This is a genomic window from Pseudofrankia coriaricola (assembly GCF_001854805.1).
Lineage (GTDB): Bacteria > Actinomycetota > Actinomycetes > Frankiales > Frankiaceae > Pseudofrankia.
This window is the reverse complement of record NZ_MBLO01000239.1, coordinates 22,845-48,863: the sequence shown is the minus strand read 5'-3', so window position 1 is coordinate 48,863 and position 26,019 is coordinate 22,845. Positions and strand designations below refer to the sequence as shown.

Genomic DNA, 26,019 nt, shown 5'->3' with positions numbered 1-26,019 from the left:
GATTGTCCGAGGAGGCGGTGGCGCCGAGGCGAACAGCGGGGCTGGCGCGGGTACGGTCGTGGCCGTGACGGCCTCGGAACGCGACCGAAAAGGCGAGAAGCCCGCCGGCCCGTGGCGGCGCCGGCTACATGTGGTCACCGGCAAGGGTGGCACCGGGAAGACGACTGTCGCGAGCGCGCTGGCGCTGGCGCTGGCGACCGGCGGGCAGCGGGTGCTGCTCACGGAGGTCGAGGGCCGCCAGCAGATCGCGCAGGTCTTCGACACCCCGCCCCTGCCCTATCGGGAGCGGAAGGTGGCCAGCGCCCCGGGCGGCGGCGAGGTGTACGCGCTCGCCGTCGACGCCGAGGAGGCGCTGCTGGAGTACCTGGAGATGTTCTACAACCTGCGCAGCGCCGGGAAGGTGCTGGGCAAGATGGGCGCGATCGACTTCGCCACCACGATCGCGCCGGGCGTGCGCGACGTCCTGCTCACCGGCAAGATCAAAGAAGCGGTGAACCGGCCGGACGGCACCCGGCCGAGCGGGCTCGCCTATGACGCGGTCGTCCTGGACGCGCCGCCGACCGGCCGGATCACCCGGTTCCTCAACGTCGCGCGCGAGGTGGTGGGCCTGGCGAAGATGGGGCCGATCCGCGCGCAGGCCGACGGGGTGCTCGCCGTGCTGCACTCCGGGCAGACCGCCGTGCACCTGGTGACGCTGCTGGAGGAGATGCCGGTCCAGGAGACCGTTGACGCCGTCGCCGAGCTGCGCGCCGCGGACCTGCCGGTGGGCGGCGTGGTGGTGAACATGGTGCGCCCGCCGCTGCTCGGCGCCAAGGAGCTGCGCGCGGCCCGCGCCGGCACCCTCGACGGGGAGGAACTGGCGGCCGGGATCAAGGAGGCCGGCCTCGAGCCGACCGCGGAACTGGTCGCCGAGCTCGCCAGGGAGGCCGCGCAGCACGCGGAACGGGTGGCGCTGGAGGCGGCGCAACGGGTCGAGGTGGCGGCGCTCGACCGGCCCGTGTACGAGCTGCCGCTGGCGGCGGACGGGATGGACATGGGAATGCTGTACCGATTCGCGGAGATGCTGCGGGCGCAGCGGATGGTCGGATGACGCCGGCGACCGGCGGTAGCGCGCACGACAACACGAACGAGAACGGGAGCGGGCAGGCGCCGGCCAGCGAGGCCAGGGCCGCGGGGGCCAGGAAGACCTCGCCCGGTTCGAAGCGGCCGCCCAGCTCGGCGGCCTCGCCGCGCGCGAGGAACCAGTCTGGTCCGAAGCCGGCACAGGGGCCGAAGTCCCCCAAGGGGGCGGGCCTGTCGAAGGACGGCGCGCGTTCCGGAGCCGCCGCGGCCGCCAAGGTGCCCACGATCCGGGCCCGCGTCCGCCCACAGCCGGGCGGGGTGCCCCGCCTGGACGTGGACGGCATGCTCGCGAGCGAGCGGATCATCGTGTGCTGCGGGTCGGGCGGGGTGGGCAAGACGACCACCGCCGCCGCGCTCGCGCTGCGCGCCGCCGAGCAGGGGCGGTCGGTGGTCGTGCTGACCATCGACCCGGCGCGCCGGCTCGCGCAGTCGATGGGCCTGACCGAGCTGGACAACACCCCGCGCGAGGTGATGGGCGTCGACCTGTCGGCCGGCGGGCGGCTCGACGCGATGATGCTCGACATGAAACGGACGTTCGACGAGATCGTCCTGGCGCACACGACCCCGGAACGCGCGAGCCAACTGCTCGAGAACCCCTTCTACCAGTCGCTGTCGAGCTCCTTCGCCGGGACGCAGGAGTACATGGCGATGGAGAAGCTCGGGCAGCTGGATGCGGCCGATGACTGGGACCTGATCATCGTCGACACTCCGCCGACCCGCTCCGCGCTGGACTTCCTGGATGCCCCGAGCCGGCTCGGGGCATTTCTGGACGGCCGGCTGCTGCGGCTGCTGGTCATGCCCGCGAAGGCCGGCGGCCGGGCGTACGTAAAGGTGCTCGGCGTCGGCTTCGGAATGTTCACGAAGGTTCTCACCAAGGTTATCGGCGCTCAGCTGCTGACCGACGTCAGCCAGTTCGTCTCGGCGCTGGAGACCATGTTCGGCGGGTTCCGCCAGCGAGCGGACAAGACGTACAGGCTGCTGGGCGCTCCGGGAACGTCCTTTGTCGTGGTCGCGGCGCCGGAGGTCGCCGCCCTGCGCGAGGCGAGCTATTTCGTCGACCGGTTGGAGACCGACGGGATGCCGCTGGCCGGACTGGTGGTCAACCGGATGCATCACAGCGACGGCCGGTCGCTCACGGCGGAGCGCAGCCTCGCGGCGGCCGAGAACCTCACCGAGCACGGGGAGCACCCGCTGGCCGCGGCCGTGCTGCGGGTGCATGCGGACCGGCTGCGGCTGGCCGAGCGGGAGGCGCGACTGCGGGAGAGGTTCACCTCGGCCCATCCGGACACCCCGCTCATCGAGGTCGAGGCGCTGGCCGAGGACGTTCACGACCTGGCCGGTCTCCGGGAGATCGGGGATGCCCTGGCAGGTGATGAACGTCTCGCCCGAGTGAGCTGAACACCCTACCGCCCGGATGACTCGAACGGGCGATTGTCCGATTGAAAGGCCTGTGCTACGCGCTGGGTCCGTGCCATGCGCGAGGGCACTGGCATGCGCGCCCCGCGGCGAGCGGGGCCAGCACGGCATTCGTCGCCGTGCCTGGCCGTCTGGGTTTCGCGCCCGTGGTCGCGCCCGCGTCGGCCGGGTCAGCGCGCGAATGTGCATGACACGTCGGCCACGCGGCGCGCCAAGCGGTGCTGAGGGCGCGGAGGGCCGGACGGTGCGGGCCACCGGAGGCCGCGGACGCGGCGGGCGGCAACGCGAGTCCTGCCCGTCGTTACCGAGGTGCTCGGGCGGGCGTCAACCGGGATCCCGCGCGCGACGCTGCGCCGGGTTCCGGTCGGGAAGGGCTGGGCCGGGAACGGGGAGCGACTAGCCGACCGAACTGGATCGGTGGTCCGCCTGGGCGTCCGCGAGGAGCTTCCTCCAGGAGCGGACATCCGGCCGGCGCCGAAGCAGTGCGCGGCGCTCCCGTTCGGTCATGCCACCCCAGACACCGAACTCCACGTGATTGTCCAGGGCGTCCGCCAGGCACTGAGTACGCACCAGGCAGCCGAAGCAGCGGGTCTTGACCCGGTTCTGCGCGGCACCCTGGACGAACAACTCGTCCGGGTCGACTTCCCGGCACGCCGCGAGGGCCGTCCAGTCACCGTCGGCGATGCTGCTGACGAGACTGGCAGTGCCGCCACGACGAGCAGTGGTGACGGTCGGGGTTGGGCTTCTGGTCATGCCACCTGCCTTTCGAGAGAGACCGTGGTCAGGGGACCCGTGCGGGTGACGTGGCGTCGTTGGCGTCGTGCGAAACCGTACGGAGTGACGTGGCCACGGCACAGACCCCACTCGGGTGGTTATCGGTATGACTAGTCCGGGCCATTGATGCGCACCCAGACTGTAGGGCTGTTGATGACATCCGCATGTCATCCGGATGACAGCGCCGCCTCGTTCGTGTCTTGTGCGTTTCTCGACCAGACCACCTCCAGTTCGGTTCCTCGGCGCGCGACTCGCGCCGGCCCCGTACCGCCTCGTCGGCGGCCACCAGCGATTCCTCGCGCCCGACCGGCCTGGACACGTGCGCCATCTCCAGGCACTGACAGGCCGCGTGGTCTCCGCCGCCCGGCGCCGGCTCGCCCGGCGCCCGTTGGGCGCGCCGAACGGGCGGCCCCAGGCCGCCGAGCGCCGTCAGCCGGCGGACGATGGTGCTCGCCCGCCCGCCCGTGCCAGCCATAGGCTGGGGGTGCTCACGAGGTACCCTCACCCCGCTGCCTCCAGACAGCGCGCTCGCCCTGTGGTTCGCATATGGGTGGAACGATGCGTCCGTCGGGCGTCACTTGGCAAGCGGTGTGGATCCGTGGGGGATCGGGCTGGGGGCGGACGGAGGTTCCGACACCATGTGGGCACGCGCGTGAGCGCCGCGGGCGCCCCCCGCCGGGGGCGCCGGGGCTGGGCCGTCATCGCGAGGCGGCTGGCTGGCGCAATGTTCGCGAGCATCGCCGCGGGAGTGGTCGTCGCGCTGCTCGCCGTGCCGGTGGTCGGCCTTGTCGGCCTCACGGCGAAGAGCGGGGCCGACGATTTCCTCTCCCTTCCGGAAAACCTCACCGTCACCCCGCTCGTCGAGCCGTCGAAGATCCTGGACGCGCACGGCAACGTAATCGCGACCCTGGTAGGCGAGCAGTACCGCGAGGTCGTTCCGCTGTCCCGGGTGCCGCAGGTGATGCGAAACGCCATCGTCGACATCGAGGACGCGCGATTCTATGAGCATTCCGGCGTCGACTACCGGGGGATGATCCGCGCCTATCTCGCCAACAGGGAAAGCGGCGAGGTCACCCAGGGAGCCTCGACGATCACCCAGCAGTACGTGAAGAACGTGCTGCTGCAGGGGGCGACAACCCCGGAGGAGCGCAAGGCCGCGACCGCGCAGACCGTCGACCGCAAGCTGCGCGAGGCCCGGTACGCGCTTTACCTTGAGCAGCACCTCAGTAAGGACGAGATTCTCGAGCGCTACCTGAACATCGCCTACTTCGGCGATGGGGCCTATGGCGTCCAGGCCGCCGCGAAACGGTACTTCAACGTGGACGCCGAGAAGCTGTCGCTACCGCAGGCGGCGCTGCTCGCCGGTCTGGTGAAGAACCCGACGGCATACAACCCGGTGCTGCACCCACAGATCGCCGCGCAACGGCGCAACATGGTCCTGGACGCCATGCTCGAGCACAAGCACATCAACGGCGGCGACCTCATGATGGCGAAGGCGGCGCCGGTGACGCTCGACCAGCCGCCGCACTCCGCCGACGCGTGCGCCGACTCGCAGGCGCCGTTCTTCTGCTTCCAGGTCCGTCAGATGCTGCTCGACGACCGGACGTTCGCGCCAACGAGGGACGCCGCGAGCAAGCTGCTGTTCGAGGGCGGCCTGACCATCAGGACCACGCTTGACCCGACCGCCCAGGCGGCCGCGGACTCGTCCGCTCGCGAGGTCGTCCCCCCGGGCAACCGGGTCGCGGCGGGCGTCGTCACCGTGCAGCCCGGCACCGGCAACGTGCTGGCACTCACGGAGAACCGTGACTACGGCGACCCCACCGACGGTCAGCCCCCCGCGACGACGGGCGACTTCATCCACACGAGGCAGGTCTACCCGACCAACGAGACGTCCTTCTCGCCGGGTTCGACGTTCAAGATGTTCGCCCTGGCCGCGGCCCTGGAGAAGGGCATGCCGCTGTCGACGACGTTCATGTCGCCGGCCTGCTACCAGGCTCCCCCGCCCATCAAGCCCCCGGAGGGGAGCACCTGTTTCTCCAACGCCGACCCGAACGAGGCCGGTCTGTACTCGCTGACCACGGCGACCTGGCACTCGGTCAACACGTACTACTTCCAGCTGGCACAGCAGGTCGGCATCCTGAAGATCGCCGAGATGGCCCGCCGGCTGGGCGTCAGCTCATGCCGGGTGCGGGAACAGACGTCGAACCTGCAGAGCGACTCGCCCTGCCACGGCCAGGAGGGCGTCGGCTCGTCGGACCTGTCGTTCGTCATCGGCTCCAACGAGATCAGCACCCTCGACCTCGCGACGGCGTACGCGACGATCGCGGCACACGGCAAGCGCTGCGACCCGCGGTTCATCATCTCGATCACGCGGCGCGTCGGTGGCGCGGACCGGCTGCTCGACTACAGCAAGCCCGATGACTGTGACCAGGTGCTCAGTCCGCAGGTCGCCGACACCGTCACCTCGGTGCTCGAAGGTGTCATCAACAGCGGCACCGCGACCGGCAACGGCCGCATCGGCCGGCCGGCCGCCGGCAAGACCGGGACCGCCGAGGACTTCAGCACGGCCTCGTTCGTAGGCTTCGTCCCCCAGTTGGCCACCGCGGTCACCGTCGCCGACCCGCGGGGCCCGTCGACGCACCACCTGACCAACGTGCTCGGCTACGCACACGTCTACGGCGGCGACCTGCCGACGAAGATCTGGGCGCGGACGATGACCCGGACCCTCGACGGCATGAAGCTGCCGGTCGAACAGCTACCGCCCCCGGACAACACCCAACCGGTGGTCCCGATGGCGCTGGTGCCGGACGTGACGGGCCAGTCCGTCGCCGCCGCCGCCAACATCCTGCAACAGGCCGGCTTCGCCGCCGCGGTCGCCGGCGACCCGAACGGCGTAGTAATCGCGCAGTCCCCACCCAGCGGATCAAAGGTCCCCATCAACCAGCCGGTCACGCTCTACGCCTCGGGCGGCATCATCGCCCAGTCCACCCCCATAAACCCAGGCAACGGCGACGGCAACGGCAACGGCGACGGCCGCAACGGCCCCTTCGGTGGCCCGTTCAACCGCTAGCAACCCGCCCCCGCACCCACACGTGCTCCAGGTCCCCCGCGGACCCCACACCACGTCCGCAAACGATGCGCGCAGCGCGAGCCCGGGCAGTTGTCTCTCTGGAAAGCTGCCCACCGGTCAGCGCCCAGAACGGGAAGCCCGAAAACGATGCGCGCAGCGCGAGCCCGGCCAGCACCCAGAACGGAAGCCCGAAAACGATGCGCGCAGCGCGAGCGGGGGGTGTCGGGGCGGAGCCCCCTGACTGTGGGGGTTCCAGGGGGTCATCCCCCTGGGCAGACATTGCGGGCCCCCCGGGAAGCTGACCAACGGTCAGCGACCAGGAGGACCCGCCACGGTCGGGGTGGCGGGATTCGAACCCACGGCCTCTTCGTCCCGAACGAAGCGCGCTACCAAGCTGCGCCACACCCCGGCGCTCAACGATGGTCAGCATACCCGACAGGCGCGGGGCTGCGGCGATCCGGTCGCGGAGAATCCGTCCGACGTGATCTGTGGGGTCGCCACCGGTGGATCGGTGACGCGCTAGCTGGCGGGGACCAGAGTGAGCAGGGTCGCTTCCGGGCGGCAGCCGAGGCGGATCGGTGCGAACGGGGAGGTGCCGAGACCGGCCGAGACGTGCAGCCAGGAGGAGCGGACGGTGCCGGTTTCGGGTGCGACGTGCCAGCGGGACAGGCCGCGGGCGCGTCCGCGGTCCAGGCCGCAGTTGGTGACCAGGGCGCCGACGAACGGCAGGCGGATCTGGCCGCCGTGGGTGTGGCCCGACAGCGTCAGTTGGACACCGTCGGCGGTGAACGCGTCGAGTACTCGGGGCTCGGGGGTGTGCGAGAGGCCGAGAGCCAGGTCGACGCCGTTCTCGGGTGGTGCGGAGACGAGGTCGGCCCGGTCGCGGCGCAGCCGGGCGTCGTCGACGCCGCGTACGTCCAGCCGCAGGCCGCCGACCGCGAGGACCTCGTGAACATGTGTCATGTCGCGCCAGCCTGAGTCCAGGGTGAGGTCCTTCGCGAACCCAGGCCAGTCCAGAGCAGGTCCTTTGGGCGCAGCCTCGTCGGGGCCGAGGATGTAGTGGTGTGGGCTGCGCGGGCGCGGGACGTGGTAGTCGTTGTTGCCGGGGACGAAGACGCCCGGGAACCCGTACAGCGGTGCGAGGGCCTGGCGCAGCGGTCCGGACGCGTCGGCATGGGAGAGCACGTCGCCGGTCAGCGCGACCAGGTCGGGCACTACGCGGGCCAGTTCGCCGAGCCAGTGCAGTTTGCCGGTCTGGCGCGGTAGTACGTGCAGGTCGGACAGGTGCAGGATTCGCAGCGGCGTGGAGTCCGGCGCGAGCACCGGTACCTCCCGCCGGGTCAACGTGTAGGAGCCGCGCTCGTACAGCCCGTACCCGACCGTGGCAGCGCCAGCCGTTCCAAGCGCGGCCACGGCCCGGAGCGCCAAGGCTCGCCCTCCTGGCATGTCCCCTCGCATTGGTCCAGTCTGACCCCTCGCGACCGACAGGAGAGCCAAGGCGACATCTGGCATGGGGACAAGGCCCCGCCGCGCCCACCTTCTGGCCGGCCGCGGCGAGAATGCAGATGACCGAACCACTTGACAAGACCTAGGCTGCGATGACCATGAGCACTCTGAAAGAGCGACTGCGCGCCGACCTGACCACGGCGATGAAGGCCCGGGACGAGCTGCGGACGTCCACGCTGCGGCTTGCGCTCTCGGCGGTCAAGGAGGCGGAGGTCTCGGGCAAGGCGGCGCACGAGCTCTCCGAGGCCGAGGTCGAGAAGGTCCTGACCCGGGAGGTGCGCAAGCGCCGCGAGGCGTCCGATGCCTACGCCGCGGCCGGCCGCGCCGAGCAGGCCGCCAGGGAGGGCTCGGAGGGCGACGTGCTCGCCGACTACCTGCCCAAGCCTCTCGGCGACGACGAGCTCGCCGCGATCGTCGAGAAGGCGCTGGCCGAGGGCGGTTTCGCGGGGCCGAAGGCGATTGGCCCCGCGATGAAGGCCGTCCAGGCCGTGGTCGCCGGCCGCGCCGACGGCGGCAAGGTCGCCGCCCTGGTCAAGTCCCGCCTCGCCGCGTAGGCCGGGTCGGCGCGGCGTCGGGACCCGGCGGGCATGGACGACTACGAGGCCTCCCGTCCCTGCCAGGTCAGCGGCCGCGCCCCGCCCGGCGCAAGCTCCCGATGCAGGTCGTGTGCAGGTCGTGTGCAGGTCGTGTGCAGGTCGTGTGCCGGGCAGTCGACCGTCGGCGGCGGTCAGTCCGGGTGGCGGGGCGGGTTGGCCGAAGGGCGGACGAGGCCGGTCTCGTAGGCGAAGACGACGGCCTGGACGCGGTCGCGCAGTTCCAGCTTGGCGAGAATGCGGCCGACGTGGGTCTTGACTGTCGCCTCGGAGAGCACGAGGCGAGCGGCGATTTCCGCGTTCGACAGGCCGGCGGCGACCTCGCCGAGAACGTCGCGCTCCCGGTCGGTGAGGCGGGCTACCCGGTCGGCGCCAGCGGCGCGGGCGCCGGATGCCGACCGGTTTCCGCCTGCGCCGGTGTTTCCGCCGCCGTCGGCCTCCGGTTCCGGCAGGCGGTGCGCGAACGCGTCGAGCAGCCGTCGGGTGACGTTCGGCGCGACGACGGCATCGCCGGCGGCGACCGTGCGGATCGCGGCGAGCAGGTCCCCCGGCGGCACGTCCTTGAGCAGGAAACCGCTCGCCCCCGCCCGTAGGCCCGCCAGCACGTACTGGTCCAGGTCGAACGTCGTCAGAATGAGCACGCGCGACGCACCGTCGGTGGCCACGATGCGCTTGGTCGCCTCGATGCCGTCGACGCGGGGCATCCGCACGTCCATCAATACGACGTCGGGCGCCAACTGCGCGGCGAGCTGCGCGGCCGCGGCGCCGTCGCCAGCCTCGCCGACCACGGTGATGTCCGGCTGCGAATCGAGCACCATCCGGAAACCCATCCGCAGCAGCGGCTGGTCGTCGGCCAGCAGGACTCGGATCGTCATCGCGGCTGCTTCTGCCGGGGGGCCTCCGCCCACGCGGGGCTTCGCCATGGTCGCGCGGGCTTCGGCTGGGCGCCGGGGACCTGGCGGGTAGCGGGCATCATCGCCATCCTTGCATTCGAGAGATTCTGGGTGGGCGAAGTGGTGTTCAGGGCGCGGAGGGCTCCGACGCGACGCGGGCCGCGCCGAGAGTGGATTCGTTGCTCGCGGCCCAAGGCGCGGCGCTCGCCGGTTGGTGCGCCGCCGGGGCGTTGATCCGAGCGGCGACGCGCCATCCGTCGCCTTTCCCGGCGATCGGCCCGGCGACCAGGTGGCCGTCGTGCAGCGCGGCACGTTCCCGCATGCCCTGGATGCCGCGGCCATAGGGGTTCGCCGGTTCCGGCACGTCCGATGGGCCCGGAGAGCGGCGGTCTCGCGCCGGGTCCGCGGTGCCGGCGGCCAGGTCGGGAACGCTGTCGGTGATCTCTATGTCGACCCCGCCGGGGTCGAAACTTAGCCGCACGAGCGCGCGAGACCGCGGCGCCGCGTGCTTGAGGACGTTGGTCAGCGCTTCCTGGACGATCCGGAAGACCGTGAGTTCCGCATCCGCGGGCAGGTCGTGCCGCTCGCCGGCGATGAGAAACCCGACCGTGCGCCCGGCGTGGCGAACCTGGTTGACGAGCCGGTCGAGGTCGGCGATACGCGGTTGCGGGGCCGTCGCCGACTCGTCGGGGAGCCGGCCGGAGACCGCGGCGTCGCCGCCAGCCCACCCGTTGCCGACGTCGCCGACGTCGCCGACGTCGAACGGCTCGTACACCGCGGCGGGGCGGGCGGCGCCGACGGGAGCGACGCCATGGCCCGGCGCGCTCGTGTGGACGGGCGGTAGTTTGGCGAGTCCGCTGTTGTCCCGCAGAACGCCGAGAAGACTGCGCATCTGTGCGAGCGCCTCCCGCCCAGTCGACGACACGGACTCGACCGCCCGCGCCGCCCGCAGCGCCCGATCATCGTTAGACGCTCGATCCACCCTGGCGGGGTCCGCCATGGATGTGCCAGTGCCGGTGCCCGCCGTCGGACCCGCGTCGGTCCGGTCGCCGCCGGCGAGCTCCGACGCGCGCGGACCCGGCATCGCCGGACCGCCCGATGCGGAGGTCGGAGAGTCGGATCCCGACGCCGTCGGGTCCGAGCCGGCCGCGTGGGACGCGACCAGGTCGCGCAGGGTGTAGCTCGCGCCGTCCGCAAGCGCGATCATGACGGACAGGTTGTGCGCGACGATGTCATGCATCTCCCGCGCGATGCGGGCACGTTCGCCCGCCGCCGCGAGCAGGGCCTGCTGGTCACGCTCGCGTTCGGCCCGTTCGGCGCGGTCGGCGATGGAGGCGACGTACGCGCGCCGGGTGTTGGCGTTGACGCCGAGAACTCCCGCCGCGATGGCGGCCGGCAGGAAGAGCAGCATGACGCCGATCCGGTCGACGTCACGGACGTGGGGAAGCCGGAGACTGAACCAGACGATCCAGACCGTGATGATCAGCGCGGCCCCGGCCATCGCGCGCCGCTGGGACCATTTCGCCACGGTGTAGAACGCGATCAGCATCGACGAGAACGTGCCGAAGGACGGCACCCACAGCAGGATCTGTGCATAGGACGCCGCCGCGCAGACGATGAGCGCACTGACCGGGTACCGACGCCGCAGGCAGAGCGGTGCCGCCGCCGCGCAGGTGAGCAACACCATTCTGGCCGACGGGCCGCTTGACAGCGTGAGCGGTACCAGCGCAAAGAGGCAGACCGTCAGCGCGAGAGCGGTGTCGACGAGAACGGGATGGGCGCGCAGGGTGCGGCCGATCCGGCCGTACCGCATCCGGCCGAACACAACGCCGGGCACGTCGGGCACATTCGGCGGGCTGGGCCGGCTCGTCCCGCGGCTCGACGTCGCCATGAGCCTCATAGTGCCCCCTCCGGGCCGATTGGGGGATGCCGAGACAGGACCCCACGAAGCCCCCGGGGCGTGCGATGACGACCTGGCGGGCGTCGCCTCGCACGCCCCGAGGGCGCCGTGGAGAAGCGGGCGGATCAGACGTCGCGCCGGGTGAGGACGTAGGCCGAGGCCGCGCCCAGGACGGCGATGTAGAGGCACAGCATCACGAACGCCCTGCCCGGGGAGACCAGGTCGGTGAGGCGGGCGGGGCTCGTCGACGAGATCGCGTTGCCGAGGAGCGCGGGCAGGTACCGCTGCGCCGACTCCAACCGCTCGCCGAACATCGAGAAGATGAGCGGGAGACCGAGCACCGCGCCGAGCAGCGCCGTCACCGCGCCGGCCGTGTGGCGGATCAGCGCGCCGAGGGTGAGCCCGAGCAGCGCGATGGCGGTCAGGTAGAACGCGGCGCCCAGGATCGCGCGCGCCGCGCCGTCGCTGCTGAGGGAGACGCCGACGTCGTGCGATCCGAGGATGGCCTGGCCGATGAGGAAGGACACCAGCGACGCGACGAGCATCGCCACGAACGTGACACCGGCGAGGACGGCGGCCTTCGCCCACAGCACCGGCAGCCGCCGCGGCACCAGGCCGAGCGTCGCGCGGATCATGCCGGTCGCGTACTCGCCGGTCATGGTCAGCACCCCGAGGACGCCGACCGCCACCTGGGCCAGCAGGAGGCCGGCAAGGGACTGGTACACCGGGTCCTGGCTGCCAGCCTGGACGTCCGCGACGGTCCAGTTCTCCGACGCGGAGACGCATAGCGGGAGGGCGAGCCCGATGAGCAGCAGGACAGCCAGCCCCATCGTCCACTGGGTGGAGCGGAGCGACCGGAGCTTCGTCCATTCGGACCGCATCACCCGCGCCTGCGTCACGTCACCCGCGATGGCGCCGCTCGGGGCGTCGCCCGCCCTCGCCGCGGCGGACCCTCGTCTGGACCGGGCCGACGCCCCGCGCTCCAGCGTGGCCGTTCCCGGCTGTCGGCTGGATGCCGCCGCGGCCGGGGTCGGCAGGGCGGACGCGGCGGGGGCGCGGTCACGGGACTGGCGGTCGTGCGTCTCGTTCATCGGGTTCCCTCGCTGGTCGCGGGCGCCGCGGTGTTGAACTCGACCGCGTCGCGGGTGATGTCCATGAACGCCTCCTCCAGGGAGGCCAGGCGTGGCGTGAGCTCGTACAGCGCGATCCCGTACGCACGGGCCAGCTCGCCGATCCGTTCCGACGGCAGGCCCGCCACCTCGATGGCGTCCGCCTCCGAGCCGGGTGCGCCCTCGAAAGTGCTGGCGGCCGCGGCGGAGCTCGCGCCGGCGAGGGCGGCCGAGTAGGTGACCGTCGCGCCCTCGCGGGCGGCCAGCTCGGCGAGCTCGCCGGCCTGCGGGGACCGGACGTGCACCCGGTTGCCGGAGGCGCCGCGGACGAACTCCTCGACCGACGTCTCCTGGATGAGTCGGCCGCGGCCGACCACGATCAGGTTGGTCGCGGTCATCGCCATCTCGCTCATCAGGTGCGAGGAGAGCAGGATGGTGCGGCCCTCGGCGGCAAGCCCGCGCAGCAGGTCGCGGATCCAGCGGACACCCTCCGGGTCGAGCCCGTTGACCGGCTCGTCGAGGACGAGCGTCCCGGGGTCGCCCAGCATCGCGGAGGCGATCCCCAGCCGCTGGCCCATGCCGAGCGAGAAGCCGCCGGCCCGCTTGCGAGCCACGTCCCGTAGCCCGACCAGATCGATGACCTCGTCGACGCGGCGGCGCGGGATGCCGTGTGTGTGCGCGAGGGCGAGCAGGTGGTCCTGGGCCGAGCGTCCCGTGTGGATCGCCCTGGATTCCAGGAGCGCGCCGACGTGACGCGCCGGCGACGCCAGGTCGCGGTAGCGGCGGCCGTCGACGAGCACCGTGCCGCGGGTCGGCCGGTCCAGGCCGAGAATCATCCGCATCGTCGTCGACTTGCCGGCGCCGTTCGGCCCGAGGAACCCGGTGACGACACCGGGCCTGACCGTGAAAGAAAGGTTGTCGACGGCGACCTTCCCGCCGTAGCGCTTGGTGAGCCCGCGCGCCTCGATCATCGTCTACCTCACGTCTGTCGTCGTTTTCCGCGCCGGTCGCGTTCCGGATGGTCGGCTGCCGGCTGGACACCTCAGAACGTTAGGGATCTTTGGGCTCGCCGCCGACGCCCGTGCGGCCGATCTTTGCCCGCCGCGCCATACGGCTGAAGGCGTAGGCATACGCCTTGAGAGGTACGCGGACAGGCTCGCGGCTCGCGTCGACGAGCCGAAGGAAACTCGGGCGCCGAAAGGCGGCCGCTCCGGGCATGAGCCGGCCTGACGCCAATCAGTCGGGCGGCCGCGGTCCGGGATAGTGTTGTGGACCAGCAGCGACAGCCGGAGGAGGTGAGACCCGTCAACGCCAGAAAAGGCTTGGTGCGTTCGCCTCACGGCCACGCCGTTCGTAGGTAACGGTGGCCGCGCGAGCGCCCTTCGGTGCTCCGAAAGGCTTCTGATGTCGCTTTCTCCCTCCCGCGGGCTGAGCCCGTCGAGTGACGGGTCATCCCTCGGCAACCACACGTCCTTCGACGAGGCCGGCGCGGCGTCCGGCATCGTCGCGACGCTGCGGGCCGCCGGTTGTGTCTTCGCGGAGGATGAGGCGGCGCTGCTCGTCGCGTCCGCCGACGGCCCGGCCGGTCTCGCCGACATGGTCGCCCGGCGGTCCGCCGGCATCCCGCTCGAGCACGTTCTCGGGTGGGCCGAGTTCGGCGGCCACCGGATCGTCGTCGAGGACGGCGTCTTCGTCCCTCGCCGCCGCACCGAGTTCCTCGTCGAGCTGGCGACCGGCCTCGCCAGGCAGGCTGTCACCGGCCGCGCCGCGCGCGCCGCTCGCGCGGTGGTCGTGGACCTGTGCTGCGGCTCGGGCGCCCTCGGCGCCGTCGTCGCGGCTGGCCTCGGCGTGGCCAGCGCCGGGATCGAACGCGAGGACGCTTCGCTGCCGCATCCGGTGCCGCTGCCGCATCCGGTGCCGCCGCCGCGTCCGGTGCCGCTCGATCCAGAGAGCGCGGCCACACCGCCGCCCGCTCGCCAGGTCGAGCTGCACGCCGCCGACATCGACGGGGCGGCGGTGCGCTGCGCCCGGCGCAACGTCGTACCCGTCGGCGGCCAGGTCCATGAAGGCGATCTGTACGACGCGTTGCCCGCCGAACTGCGCGGACGCGTCGACGTCCTGATCGCCAACGCGCCCTATGTGCCTACCGACGAGATCGGGCTGATGCCGCCGGAGGCACGGGTGCACGAGCCGCTCGTCGCGCTGGATGGCGGCCCGGACGGACTCGATGTCCTGCGGCGGGTGCTCGCCGGCGCGGGTGCCTGGCTCGCGCCGGGCGGCCACCTGCTCGTCGAGACCAGCGTCGACCAGGCACCCGTCGTGGCGGACGTCGCCGGCCGGTATGGCCTGACGGCATGCGTCGAACGTTCCGAGGAACACGAAGCCACCGTCCTCGTCGTGGGCAGGCGCCTCATGCGGCGAGGCGGAGTGGCCGCAACGTGACGTTCACCGGCATGGCTTGACCCAGAATGCCGCTGGTGGGTTGTATCGGGCCACCATGGCAGGGCGCAGGCGCGATACTCCGGTTTCGCCCGCGCCAAGGTCCAGATCGGACCGTGTTCGCGCACGCGCCGACCCGGCCGCAGACGGCGCCGGCCCGGGCGAGGACCAGGGAATCCGGCTGGTCGGGGTTACTCGCCGCTACGGCGACGTCGCCGCGGTCGAGCGGGTGGACCTGGCCGTTCCGCCCGGGCGGCGGCTCGCGGTCGTTGGGCCGAGCGGCTGCGGAAAGTCCACGCTGCTCGGGCTGATCAGCGGGCTGGACGAGCCGGACGAGGGCGTGATCGACGTGCTCGGCGCCATCGGTCCCGCGGCCCGGCTGGCCCGGTGCGCCCTGATGCCGCAGCGGGACCTGCTGCTGCCCTGGCGCTCGGCGCTCGCCAACGCGGCCGTGTCGCTGGAGAACCGGGGAATGTCGCGCCGTGCGGCGCGGGCGGCGGTTCGGCCGCTGTTCGCCCGCTTCGGCCTGGCAGGGGCCGAGGACTTCCTCCCCCGGCAGCTTTCCGGCGGCATGCGCCAACGCGTGGCGTTTCTGCGCACGTTTGTCGCGGGCAAGGAGGTCCTGCTGCTCGACGAGCCGTTCGGCGCGCTGGACGCGATCACCCGGGCGGAGGCGCAGGAGTGGCTGCGCGCCACCCTGGAGGCCGAGCCGCGCACGGTCGTGCTGGTGACCCACGACGTGGAGGAGGCGCTGCTGCTCGGCCATGAGGTCGTCGTCCTGGCGGCCCGTCCCGGCCGGGTGGCGGCCCGCGTCGCCGTAGACCTCCCCGCGGTTGGCTCCCGCCGTGAGCTGCTCGCCACCGCCGAGTTCGTCGGGCTGCGCGACGAGGTCCTCGCCGCGCTGGAACAGGGGTCATCGGCGTCGGTCGAGCCGGGGCACCTGTGACACCTCGTCCGGCCCGCCGGCGCGGCGCCTGGGGCCTTCGTCGCTGGGGCCCGCCCGCGGTGGTGCTCGTCGCGATCGCCGTCGCGTGGGAGCTGGCGACGGCCGTCCTGGGCGTTGAGGACTACATCCTGCCGGCGCCGAGCGCCGTGGCCCATGCGCTGGTGGACCGCTGGGACTCGACGCTGGCGAGCGCCACCTGGGTGACGCTGACGGAGGTGGTCACGGGGTTCGCCATCGCGGTCGGCGCCGGGCTGCTGATCGCCTGTGCGCTGCATTTCTCGCGGACAGCCCGGTCGGCGCTCTACCCCTGGCTGATCGGCTCGCAGACCGTGCCCGTTGTCGTGATCGCGCCGGTTCTGGCGATCATCTTCGGCTATTCGCTGACGCCGAAGCTCATCCTGGTCGCGCTGCTCTGCTTCTTCCCGATCGTCGTGGCCACCCTTGACGGCCTGTCGGCCGTCGATGACGACCTCAGGCGGATGATGCGCACCCTCTACGGCACCCGCTGGTCGATCTTCTGGCGGGTCGAACTCCCGACGGCGCTTCCGTCGCTGTTCACCGGGCTGCGGCTGTCCGCCGCGTATGCGTCGACGGCCGCGGTGTTCGGCGAGTACTCGGGCTCGTCCGACGGTCTCGGGCACGTGATGCGCCAGGCCGTCCCACAGTTGCAGAGCGCGCTGGTCTTCGCCGCGATCCTCCTGCTGTCCGCCATGTCCGTCGCCTTGTTCGTTCTGGTCACCGCCTTGGAGACGGTGCTGGTCGGCTGGGCTCACGAAGGGAAGAGCACCAACAGATGAGAGCTGACCGATCGACATTCGGCATCGGCATCGGCTCCGCGCTGATGGCGGGAGTACTCGTCCTGTCCGCGTGCGGTGGTGGCGACCAGGGCACGAGCGGCGCACCCGGCGGCGAGAAGTCCCGGAAGACGACCGTCCTGCTGGACTGGGATCCCAACCCGGACCACGTCGCGCTCTACACGGCCCGCGACGCCGGCTACTTCCAGGCGGCCGGCCTCGACGTCACCCTCCAGCCGCCGTCCGACCCGTCGGACCCCACGAAGCTGGTCAGCACCGGCAAGATCGATCTGGGTATCTCCTACGAGCCGGAGACCGTCATCGCCGGCTCACAGGGCCTGGACGTGGTCGCCGTCGGCGCCCTGGTGCCCACCGCCCTGACCTCGGTCATGGCCACGGGCAAGTCCCGGGTGCGCGCCATCGCGGACCTCGCCGGCGCGAAGGTCGCCACCGCGGGCCTGGCCACCCAGGACGCGTTCCTGACGACGATTCTCGCCAGCAACCATGTCGACGGCGGCTCCGTGACGAAGGTCGACGTCGGCCAGGACCTGCTCGCCGCGATGGTGACCGGCAACGTCGACGCGACCCTCGGCGGGTTCCGCAACGTCGAGGCCGTCCAGCTGGCGGCCGAGGGCCTGGACCCGACGGTCATCCCGGTGACCGAGGCCGGCGTGCCGGACTATGCCGAGCTCGTCGTCATCGCCCAGGCCAGCCGGCTGAAGAGTGACCCCGCCTATCAGCGACTGGTGCGCGACTTCCTCGGCGCGCTGTCACGTGGCAACGCCGCCGTGCTGGCCGACCCGGCCGCCGCCGCGAAGACGATCGCCACGGTGGCCGACGGCTACGACCCGGCGATCCTGCCGAAGATGGTCGACGCGACCGTGCCGCTACTGCGAAACGCCGCCGGCTTCGGCCGCCAGGACACCGCGGCCTGGCAGTCGTTCGCCGACTGGATGTCCGCCGAACACCTCATCGACAAGCCCGTGAAGGCCGCCGACGTCGTCACCAACGCCTATCTCCCCGCCAGCTGACCCGGCGGCGGGGAGGCCGGCTGCCTGGTTCCTGCCACCCGCGTCGTGACCGGACGGCCGCCGGGGCGGGAGGGATCAGGCTGGCCGGGGGTTTTCGTAGGGGCCGAGGACCAGCCTGGTGACGTCCTCCAGCTGGCGGACGAGGTCGGGGAAGGTGAGGCGGCCGGCGGTCCAGGCGCCGAGGCCGGAGGCGAGAGTGGCGTTGAGGGCGATCATGGCGGGTCGGGCGACGTCGGGTGGCACGTCCTCCATGAGCGCCGTGAGGACGGCGCGGTTGTTGTCGCCGACGCCGGCGAGTTCCTCGCTCGCGAACGGGTCGCTGGAGCCTTCCACATGGGTGACAAGGCGCGCGAAGTTCGGGTGCCGCTGGAAGGCCCGCAGCTCGCGGTGCAGGAACGCGGTGACGCGGGTGCAGACGCCGGCCGGCGGGATGCCACTGTTGCCGCCGCCACGGGACTGGTCGCGGGAGACCTCGGTGCGTACCCGGTCGGTGAGCCGGCGCTGCCAGTCGGCCCAGGCAGCGGCGAGAAGGTGGTCCTTCGAGGAGAAGTAGCGGTAGGCCGTGCCGAGCGCGACCCCGGAGCGCTCGGCGACGTCCCGCATCTGCAACTGGTCCGGCGGCACCTGGTCGATCATCTCGATGACCGCGTCCGTGAGCCGGCGCCGGCGGGCCAGCTGAGCCGGCGTCATCGTGCTGACCGGTTGCGGCAGCGTCTCCTCTTTTGCCACCTTCCCAGGCTACCTGGAAGCGGGTTCCATTTCGTATACCATTTTTGATCTTGTCCTATGCACCCAGTCGTGCCCGATGCGGGCAAGACCAGGGTTGTGGCTGAAACATCGTTCTATCGGAATGGCCGGTGACGCCGGCCCGGCGGTGAATGACGCCGTCCGGCGGCGCCGTGGGACGTCGCCGGCCGGCTGTCGCGGTCAGCCGCGGGGGAGACCGAGGACGCGCTCGGCGATGACGTTGAGCTGGATCTCGATGGTCCCGCCGCCGATCAGGTGCGGCGGAACGCTCAGGTACTGGTGCACCGCCGCGGCGCCCGGGCCGTCGGCGCTGGCCGCGGCCGGGCCGAACCACCGGATCGTGCGCGTCGCGACGTCGGTGTTCAGGAAACTTGCCGCGACCTTCGCGACACTCGCCTCGGCGCCGGGACGCAGCCCGGACAGTGTGCGCAACGTCCCGCGCAGGCTCATCGCGGACAGCGCGTACGCATGGGCGTACAGCGCGCCGATATCCCGGCGGACGTCGTCGGCCCGCGCGGCGAGCTCGCCCGAGGCGGCCATCGCGGGCATGTCCAGCCGCAGCTCGCGCATCCCGCCCATGGCGACCCGCTCGTTGCCGAGCGTGGTGCGCGCCAGCGCCCAGCCCTTGTCGACCTCGCCCACCAGCCGGTCGTCGGGCACGAGGACGTCGCCCAAGAACACCTCGTTGAACAGGTAGTGACCGTTGGCCTCGCGCAGCGGGCGTACCTCGATGCCGGGCGTCCGCATGTCGAGCAGGAAGTACGAGATGCCCCTGTGCTTGGGTGCGTCCTGGTTGGTCCGGGCGAGCAGGACTCCGTAGTGGGCCCGGTCGGCCATGGAGTTCCAGACCTTCTGGCCGTTGATCCGCCAGCCACCCTCGACCTTCTCCGCCCGGGTCGACAGTGCCGCGAGGTCGGAGCCGGCGCCCGGCTCGCTGAACAGCTGGCACCAGGTGATCTCGCCGCGCAGAGTGGCGGGGATGAGCGTCCGCTTCTGCTCCTCCGTGCCGTGCGCGAGGACCGTCGGCATCGCCCATTCACCGATGACGGTCTTCGGCTGGGCCACGCCGGACCGCTCGTACTCCTGCTGGATGACGATCTGCTCGACGGGGCTGGCCGCGAGGCCGTAGGGGCGTGGGTAGTGCGGCAGCACCAGCCCTTCGTCGGCCAGCCGGCTCTGGCGTTCGCCGTCGGGCAGCGCCGCCACCTCGTTGAGGATCCCGGCGATCCGCGCGCGGAACGCCGGGTCCTCCTCAGGGAGCTCGAGGTCGAAGTCGCGGGTCAGGCCGGAGGAGGCGCGAGAATGCTCCTCCGTCGCGTCTTCGGAGGCCTCAAGGGAGGCAGAGCCGGAGGAGGCGACCAGTTCGCCGAGGCGGTGCTCGAACGCGGCGACCGGGCCGAGCAGGCTCTCCAGCGTCATGGCGCGCCGCCAGTACAGGTGGGTGTCGTGCTCCCACGTGTAGCCGATGCCGCCGAGCAGCGTGACGGTCTCCAGCCCGAGCTCGGTCGCGCCCGCGAGGCACAGGATCGCCGCCTCGGCCGCGGCGAGCGCGAGCTGCTCGTCGCCCTGCTCGACGGCGCGGGCCGCGTCCCAGGCGGCGGCGGTCATCGTCTCGGTTCTCACCAGCATCCGGGCGGCGCGGTGCTTGACGGCCTGGAACGAGCCGACCGGACGGCCGAACTGCTCGCGTACCTTGACGTACTCGACGCCGGTGGTCAGCAGCCACCGGGCGATGCCGACGGCCTCGGCGGCGAACAGCACGGCGGCCAGGGTGCGTACCCGTTCCGTGCTGAGGGCGACGACCTGCTCGGCGCCGACGCCGACGGCGTCGAGGTGCACCCGCGCGACCCCGCGGGTCAGGTCCACCGCGTCGGCGGCCTCGACGCGGACGCCGGGCGTGGCGGCGTCGACGACGAACCACACCTCGCTGCCGGCGGCGGTGCCGCGGGCGGCGCCCGCGGCGCCCGCGCCGTCCTCGGTAACGCGCGCCCCTAGCAGGAGCAGCTCGGCGCCGGCCGCGCCCAGTACCGGGACCGTCGCGCCGGACACGGTATGGCCGCCGTCGGATCTCGGGGTGGCGCGGGGGCCGTCGGCGGTGAGCGCGCTGGCCGCCCGAGTACCGGCGGCCAGCGCGGGCAACGTCCGCTTGCGCACCTCGTCGCTCGCGTTCGCCGCCAGCAGCCCGCTGGTCAGGACCGACGGCAGCAGGTGCCCGGGCAGCAGGCCGCGGGCGGTCTCCTCCAGCGCGACGGCGAGCTCCAGGTACCCGGCGCCGGCGCCGCCGTGCTCCTCGGGCAGGTGCAGTGACGTCAGGCCGAGCTCGACCAGCCCGTCCCAGCCGGGGAACGGGGCGCCGGCTGCGTAGGCGTCGAGATCGGCGCGGATCGCGGTGGACGGGGCGTGGCGGGCGACGAAGCCCCGTATGGACGAGGCGAGCGCCTCATGGTCCTCGGTCAGGCCGATCGACACGACGACTCTCCTCGCAGTCTCAAGCTGGTCCGCCCGGCGCGCTGCGCCCTGGCGTGGGTATCAGGTCCGGCGGCGCGGGCACGGGCGTGGCACCGACCATGGCGGCCACCAGGCCCCACGTGCGGCGCGGCCGGCAGCCGCGCGGTCAGGCGTCGAGCCTGAGGACCTTGCGGGCGTTCTCGTGCAGGAACTTCGGCCAGACGTCATCGCGGAACGGCACGTTCGGCATGTCCGTCATGATCCGTTCGAGCGAGAGACCCATCGGGAAGTAGCCGGCGTAGAGGATCTTGCCGGCGCCGCGGGTGTTGGCGAAGTCGATGATCGCCTTCGGGTAGTGCTTGGGCGCGAACGCGGACGTCGAGTAGTACAGGTTCGGCCACTTGAGCAGCAGCTTCACCGCGAGGTCGGTCCACGGCTCGCAGCCATGCCGGGTGACGAAGACCAGGTCGGGGAAGTCGAACATCACCTGGTCGATCAGCTCGACCCGCTGCGGCTCGAACTTCAGCCGCGGGCCGGGGACGCCGGCGCAGCAGAACACCGCGATCCCCAGCTCCACGCACTTGGCGTAGGCCGGGTACATCTTCTCGTCGTTGATCGCGACCTGCGGGAACACGCCGGACGGGAACGCGCCCACCGCGCGGATGCCGAACTCCTCGTAGTCCCGCACGATCGAGCGGACGGTGCCCATCACGTCGTTCGGGTCGTTGAGGTTGCCGCTCGGCACGAACCGGTCCGGGAACTGCTTCAGCGCCAACCGCGCGGACTCGCCGGCGCAGCCGATCATGCCCTTCTCGATCCCGAACCGGTCCATCTCGCGCAGCGTCACGCTGACCGGGTCGTCCGTGGGCAGGTCGTGCGGGACGTTCTTGAACATGTACTGCGCCGGGAACTCGAACGCCTTGGACTCGGCGTCCTTGAGCTGGCGGCGGATGAAGTCGTACTGCGAGCTGCCCGGCTGCAGGAAACCGATCATCGTGTCGATGATCGGGACTCCGGTCGGAAAGGCCATCGCGCGTCCTCCACCCTGCTCTCGATCAGATCTCGACGCTCAGTCTGAAATTCGGTTTCACGAGAGTCAAGGTGTTCGGGGCCGAAGCGCCGCTTCCCTGTTGCTAGCGTTGTCGCTTCTGATAGAAACGATGTTCTACCTGGTGGCGAGCTCATGACGTTCAGCGGCGGGTGACCGTGCGGGCGCGGAGGCGCGCCTCGCGGAGGCCCGGCCCCGGAGCGAAGCGACCGGGGCCGGGCCGCAGCGAGGTCGCCGGAGCGCCCGTTCGCGGAGGAGGACACGGCGCGGAGGTCCCTCGGGAGCGAAGCGAGTGAGGGGCCGGAGCGCCGTGCCCGGACGGAGCGAACCAGAAAATTCAGTAGGAGCGGGCCACCAGACAGACGAGGTCGTCGGCGTCGTCCGTGCCGTCCGGGAGGGTGCCGTCCGGGTTCTGGATGCAGCGGACGGTGAGGGCCTCGGCGGCCAGGCGCGCCTCGCCGTCCTCGCCGACCAGGCGCCACGGCAGGCGAGCGAAGCCGGTGGCGGCCGCCTCGACGGCCTCGTCCAGGGAGGTGACGTCCGTGGTGCGCGAGTCGCGCAGCGCCAGCGCCTGCTGGTAGAGGCTGTCCTGGACGTCGTCGAGCAGCGCCTGCACCCGGCCGGCCGCCTCCGACAGCGGCACGGTCGACTTCTCGCCGGTGTCGCGGCGAGCCAGGGTGGTATTTCCGGCGGCCAGGTCGCGCGGGCCGATCTCGACCCGGACCGGCACGCCCTTGAGCTCCCAGTCGGTGACCCGCCGGCCGAAGGACAGCCCCGGCCGGGCGTCCAGCGACGCCCGCACCCCGGCCGCCTTGAGCTCGGCCGTGATCTGGGCGGCCGCGGCGACGACCTTCTCGTCGTCGCGGACGGGCAGCACGACCACCTGGGTCGCCGCGAGCCGCGGCGGGATGCGCAGTCCCGCGTCATCGCCATGGGCCATGATCAGGCCGCCGACCATCCGGGTGGACGAGCCCCAGGACGTCGTCCAGGCCAGGTGGCGGGCGCCGTCGGCTCCGAGGTAGTCGATGTCGAAGGCGCGCGCGAAGTTCTGCCCGAGCTCGTGGCTGGTGGCCATCTGCAGCGCCTTGCCGTCGCCCATCATGCCCTCGCAGGTGAGGGTGTTGATCGCGCCGGCGAACCGCTCCTTGCGGGTCTTGCGTCCGACGAAGACCGGCAGCGCCAGGGTCGACACCATGAAGTCCTGGTAGACCTCGAGCGCGATCCGGCGGGCGTAGGCGGCGGCGTCGGCCTGGTCGGCGTGCGCGGTGTGGCCTTCCTGCCAGAGGAACTCGCTCGTGCGCAGGAAGAGGCGCGGGCGCAGCTCCCAGCGGACGACGTTCGCCCACTGGTTGAGCAGCAGCGGCAGGTCGCGGTAGCTCTGCGTCCACTTGGCCATGTACTCGCCGATGACCGTCTCGCTGGTCGGCCGGACGACGACCGGTTCCTCCAGCTCCTTGCCGCCGCCGTGGGTCACGACGGCGAGCTCGGGGCTGAACCCCTCGACGTGCTGGGCCTCCCGACGCAGGTAGCTCTCCGGGATGAACAACGGGAAGTAGGCGTTCACCGCGCCGGCGGCCTTGATCCGGGCGTCGACGTCGGCCTGCATCCGCTCCCAGATCGCGTAGCCGTACGGTCGAATCACCATGGACCCCCGGACCGGGCCGTTGTCGGCTAGCTCGGCCTTGGCGATCACGTCTTGATACCAGCGGGGGAAGTCCTCAGAACGAGGCGTCAGCACGGCCACGCCCCCACGATATTGCCCTGGGTAGCCATTCCGGCGGCTGCCCTCGTCAGCCGCGCAGGCGGCGGGGAGCCGGCACGGTCCCGCCGCCGCCGGCCGGGTCGTCTGGCCGGGTGGTCTGCCCGGGTTGTCTAGCTGGGCCGTCTGGCTGTCGGGGGGTGCCGGTTCCGGTCGTCGTCCCCCGCTCGGGCCTCCGCGGCCGTGGGATCGGCGCCGTGCGGCCAGACGGTGGCGCTGGCGGACGGGCGGGTGGGCTCGCGGAAGACGAGCAGGATCTCCATGCCGGCGTGGTGGCTCATCAGGGCGGTCGCGGGCGGCATGAGGACCATCGCCGCGGTGACTTCGGCGGCGGTCGCTCCGGGGGAGAGCAGCAGCCGGTGCTCGACCACGTTTCCGTTGTCGGTGCTGGTCACCTCTGCGAGCGAGCGGGGCAGCTCGGCGAGATGGCCTGGCTCCGGTGCGGGGTCCACGGCGTCGGAACCACCCTTGTCGCCAGATCCGCCCGGGTTGCCCGGGTTGGTCGCGTCAAAGTCACCGACGTCGATGGCGGTGTCCTCCATGCACTTCCTCCTTCTGTTCCTCTGCCTGCCCGCTGCCCGGCTGGCGCCAGCCGATGGCCGCGATCCGCGTCGTCGAGGCCAGGCGAACGTTCGTTCTGGCCCCGGCTCCTGTGCCGGGGCGCGAGCGTGGCCGGGCCAGCCGTCACCCATCACCCATGGCTACAGGACGAATGCTGTCAGCAACCGCAGCCTTGCTGAACAGCAATCGGACGGGACGGACGAGGGGTGATGGGTGATGTCCGGACAGATGGGGCGTCGAGTAGCGCTTGACTCATGCTTGGTTTCTTTCCGTAGTTGAACGGCGATCTTCATGTTGGCCCTGTGGGTCGGAGGCGAGAACTACCAGATGGTGGTGGCTGTCGCTCTCGACCGGGAGTGAACAGATGGGGACGTGGAAGGCGCGAGCGCGGACGGCCGGCGTGAGTGTGGTCGTCACGTAGTCCGCCTGCACACCAACTGGTAGAAAACTGTCACGGTTCGTAGCGATTACTGGCGATCTTGGGTGGCTCGGCCCTGGATCAACTCAAACGGGTAGCTGTTCCGGTGTGTGTCCGGTTTGTGTTCGGGTTTGTTCATTTCCGGTTCACTGTGGGCCGCTTCGATGTTCCACCGGTGGTCCGGACGGGACCGCTGGGGGCAGGCGCCTCTGGGCGCCACAGAGAAGGGCTACTCGTGAAGGTAGGCAAGCGTCAGTCCGCCGCCGCCGGCATGGCCGTCGCGGCACTGCTCAGCGTCGCGGCGTGTGGTTCGGACGACAACAGCGACGAGCCGACCACTCCGGCCAGCGGGTCGGCGTCCGCGGGGGCCGCGTCGGCGATCGACTGCGCCACCGGGTCCATCAGCGGTGGCGGCTCGTCCGCGCAGAAGAACGCGATGGACGAGTGGATCAAGGCGTACCAGGACGCCTGCAGCGGCACGACCGTCGCCTACGCGTCGTCCAGCTCGGGTACCGGCCGCCAGTCGTTCATCGACAAGCAGGTCGACTTCGCGGGCTCCGACTCCGCGATCAAGGATGACCAGAAGACCGCCGCCGCGGCCCGTTGCACCGGCGGCGAGGTCGTTGACATCCCGATGGTGGTCGGCCCGATCGCGGTCGTCTACAACGTGTCTGGCGTGAGCGACCTCAAGCTGTCGCCGGGGACCGTCGCCAAGATCTTCTCGGGCGCGATCACCAAGTGGAACGACCCGGCCATCAAGGCTGACAACGGCAGCGCCTCTCTGCCGGACACGACCATCGCGTCGGTGCACCGCTCGGACAGCTCGGGCACCACGGACAACTTCACCAAGTTCCTGGCCGGTGCCGGCGGTTCGGACTGGACCTTCAGCAACGGCTCTGACTGGAAGGCTCCGGGCGGCCAGGGCTCCAAGGGCAGCGACGGCATCGCCTCCACGGTGAAGTCGACCCCGGGCGCGATCGGCTACGTCGAGCTGTCGTACGCCGAGAACTCGGGCCTGTCGACCGCCCAGCTGAAGAACGCGGCCGGCGAGTTCGTCGAGGTGAGCACGGACGGCGCCTCGAAGGGCATCTCCACCGCCACCACCGCCGCGGGCAACGACCTGGTCCTGAAGTTCGACTACACGACCGCGACCCCGGGTGCCTACCCGGCGTACCTGGTCTCGTACGAGATCGTCTGCACCAAGGGCCTCGACGCCACCAAGGCCGCCCTGGTGAAGTCCTTCCTGACCTACACCTCGTCCGAAGCGGGCCAAGCCTCGATCGCCGACCTGGGCTATGCGCCGCTGCCGAGCACGGTGGCCACCAAGGTCCAGGGCGTCGTCGCCACCCTCGGCTGATCTTCGGCCTTGAGGTGACCTCCGTCCGGATGCCCACGACCGCGCCGATGGTCGGTCGGTGAACGGGCATCCGGCGGGAGAACCGGGC

At 71.5% G+C, this 26,019-nt stretch carries 20 protein-coding genes and 1 tRNA gene; 9 read left to right on the top strand and 12 right to left on the bottom strand.

Annotated features, from left to right (window positions below):
- Positions 1-58 precede the first annotated feature (58 nt).
- Together bagA and bagB are read left to right on the top strand one after the other, a co-directional pair.
- Positions 59-1,090 carry an ATPase BagA gene (bagA, locus tag BCD48_RS32225; RefSeq protein ID WP_491677187.1) on the top strand — a complete coding sequence of 344 codons (1,032 nt, stop codon included), beginning with the start codon at positions 59-61 and terminating at the stop codon, positions 1,088-1,090.
- A complete protein-coding gene (gene bagB, locus BCD48_RS32220) occupies positions 1,087-2,520 on the top strand; it encodes an ArsA family ATPase (protein WP_241842165.1) in 1,434 nt (477 codons plus the stop codon). Before bagA ends, bagB begins: the two co-directional genes overlap by 4 nt.
- A 414-nt stretch (positions 2,521-2,934) precedes the next feature.
- Here bagB and BCD48_RS32215 read toward each other — a convergent pair whose 3' ends face one another.
- On the bottom strand, positions 2,935-3,291 hold the full coding sequence (locus BCD48_RS32215) for a WhiB family transcriptional regulator (RefSeq protein ID WP_071052159.1): 357 nt from the start codon (positions 3,289-3,291) through the stop codon (positions 2,935-2,937).
- Between the two features lie 661 nt (positions 3,292-3,952).
- On the opposite strand from BCD48_RS32215, the gene BCD48_RS32210 reads away from it, so the two are divergent.
- Positions 3,953-6,382, top strand: coding sequence for a penicillin-binding protein (locus BCD48_RS32210; protein ID WP_491677185.1), 2,430 nt, complete (start codon positions 3,953-3,955; stop codon positions 6,380-6,382).
- Positions 6,383-6,717: 335 nt separating this feature from the next.
- Here the strand turns inward: BCD48_RS32210 and BCD48_RS32205 are convergent.
- Both BCD48_RS32205 and BCD48_RS32200 read right to left on the bottom strand, forming a co-directional pair.
- Positions 6,718-6,791: transfer RNA gene (locus tag BCD48_RS32205), tRNA-Pro, on the bottom strand.
- A 110-nt stretch (positions 6,792-6,901) separates the two neighbouring features.
- On the bottom strand, positions 6,902-7,828 hold the full coding sequence (locus tag BCD48_RS32200) for a metallophosphoesterase (RefSeq protein ID WP_071052158.1): 927 nt from the start codon (positions 7,826-7,828) through the stop codon (positions 6,902-6,904).
- 158 nt (positions 7,829-7,986) lie between these two features.
- Here BCD48_RS32200 and BCD48_RS32195 point away from each other — a divergent pair, with 158 nt between their 5' ends.
- On the top strand, positions 7,987-8,442 hold the full coding sequence (locus tag BCD48_RS32195; protein ID WP_071052230.1) for a GatB/YqeY domain-containing protein: 456 nt from the start codon (positions 7,987-7,989) through the stop codon (positions 8,440-8,442).
- A 173-nt stretch (positions 8,443-8,615) separates the two neighbouring features.
- Here BCD48_RS32195 and BCD48_RS32190 read toward each other — a convergent pair whose 3' ends face one another.
- The 4 genes from BCD48_RS32190 to BCD48_RS32175 form a co-directional block, all read right to left on the bottom strand.
- Positions 8,616-9,356, bottom strand: a complete 741-nt coding sequence (locus BCD48_RS32190; RefSeq protein ID WP_071052157.1) for a response regulator — start codon at positions 9,354-9,356, stop codon at positions 8,616-8,618.
- A 145-nt stretch (positions 9,357-9,501) separates the two neighbouring features.
- The gene (locus BCD48_RS54300; RefSeq protein WP_312624413.1) at positions 9,502-11,211 is read right to left on the bottom strand and encodes a sensor histidine kinase; all 1,710 of its coding nucleotides are present in this window, start codon (positions 11,209-11,211) and stop codon (positions 9,502-9,504) included.
- Between the two features lie 188 nt (positions 11,212-11,399).
- Positions 11,400-12,365 (bottom strand): ABC transporter permease, encoded by a 966-nt coding sequence (locus BCD48_RS32180; RefSeq protein ID WP_083419519.1) that lies wholly within the window; start codon positions 12,363-12,365, stop codon positions 11,400-11,402.
- Positions 12,362-13,354, bottom strand: a complete 993-nt coding sequence (locus tag BCD48_RS32175) for an ABC transporter ATP-binding protein (RefSeq protein WP_071052156.1) — start codon at positions 13,352-13,354, stop codon at positions 12,362-12,364. The genes BCD48_RS32180 and BCD48_RS32175 overlap by 4 nt, the downstream gene beginning before the upstream one ends.
- A 433-nt stretch (positions 13,355-13,787) precedes the next feature.
- Between BCD48_RS32175 and BCD48_RS54295 the strand changes: the two genes are divergently transcribed.
- From BCD48_RS54295 to BCD48_RS32155, 4 genes are all read left to right on the top strand, one after another.
- Entirely contained in the window at positions 13,788-14,825 is a 1,038-nt protein-coding gene (locus BCD48_RS54295; protein ID WP_241842163.1) for a class I SAM-dependent methyltransferase, read from the top strand.
- A gap of 226 nt (positions 14,826-15,051) precedes the next feature.
- The gene (locus tag BCD48_RS32165; protein ID WP_241842162.1) at positions 15,052-15,768 is read left to right on the top strand and encodes an ABC transporter ATP-binding protein; all 717 of its coding nucleotides are present in this window, start codon (positions 15,052-15,054) and stop codon (positions 15,766-15,768) included.
- Positions 15,765-16,565, top strand: a complete 801-nt coding sequence (locus BCD48_RS32160) for an ABC transporter permease (RefSeq protein ID WP_071052154.1) — start codon at positions 15,765-15,767, stop codon at positions 16,563-16,565. Before BCD48_RS32165 ends, BCD48_RS32160 begins: the two co-directional genes overlap by 4 nt.
- Positions 16,562-17,593, top strand: coding sequence for an ABC transporter substrate-binding protein (locus BCD48_RS32155; protein ID WP_071052153.1), 1,032 nt, complete (start codon positions 16,562-16,564; stop codon positions 17,591-17,593). The genes BCD48_RS32160 and BCD48_RS32155 overlap by 4 nt, the downstream gene beginning before the upstream one ends.
- A gap of 75 nt (positions 17,594-17,668) precedes the next feature.
- Here the strand turns inward: BCD48_RS32155 and BCD48_RS32150 are convergent, their stop codons facing one another.
- The 5 genes from BCD48_RS32150 to BCD48_RS52605 all read right to left on the bottom strand — a co-directional run bounded on the left by BCD48_RS32150 (position 17,669) and on the right by BCD48_RS52605 (position 24,137).
- Entirely contained in the window at positions 17,669-18,322 is a 654-nt protein-coding gene (locus BCD48_RS32150; protein ID WP_083419517.1) for a TetR family transcriptional regulator, read from the bottom strand.
- A gap of 198 nt (positions 18,323-18,520) precedes the next feature.
- Positions 18,521-20,809: an acyl-CoA dehydrogenase family protein gene (locus tag BCD48_RS32145; protein ID WP_071052151.1), complete on the bottom strand. Its 2,289-nt coding sequence runs from the start codon at positions 20,807-20,809 to the stop codon at positions 18,521-18,523.
- A 145-nt stretch (positions 20,810-20,954) separates the two neighbouring features.
- Entirely contained in the window at positions 20,955-21,818 is an 864-nt protein-coding gene (locus tag BCD48_RS32140; protein WP_071052150.1) for an amidohydrolase family protein, read from the bottom strand.
- Positions 21,819-22,173: 355 nt separating this feature from the next.
- On the bottom strand, positions 22,174-23,580 hold the full coding sequence (gene proS, locus BCD48_RS32135; protein WP_071052149.1) for a proline--tRNA ligase: 1,407 nt from the start codon (positions 23,578-23,580) through the stop codon (positions 22,174-22,176).
- Positions 23,581-23,708: 128 nt separating this feature from the next.
- Entirely contained in the window at positions 23,709-24,137 is a 429-nt protein-coding gene (locus tag BCD48_RS52605; RefSeq protein WP_071052148.1) for a hypothetical protein, read from the bottom strand.
- A gap of 672 nt (positions 24,138-24,809) precedes the next feature.
- Between BCD48_RS52605 and pstS the strand changes: the two genes are divergently transcribed.
- Positions 24,810-25,931: a phosphate ABC transporter substrate-binding protein PstS gene (gene pstS / locus BCD48_RS32125; RefSeq protein ID WP_071052147.1), complete on the top strand. Its 1,122-nt coding sequence runs from the start codon at positions 24,810-24,812 to the stop codon at positions 25,929-25,931.
- Positions 25,932-26,019 lie beyond the last annotated feature (88 nt).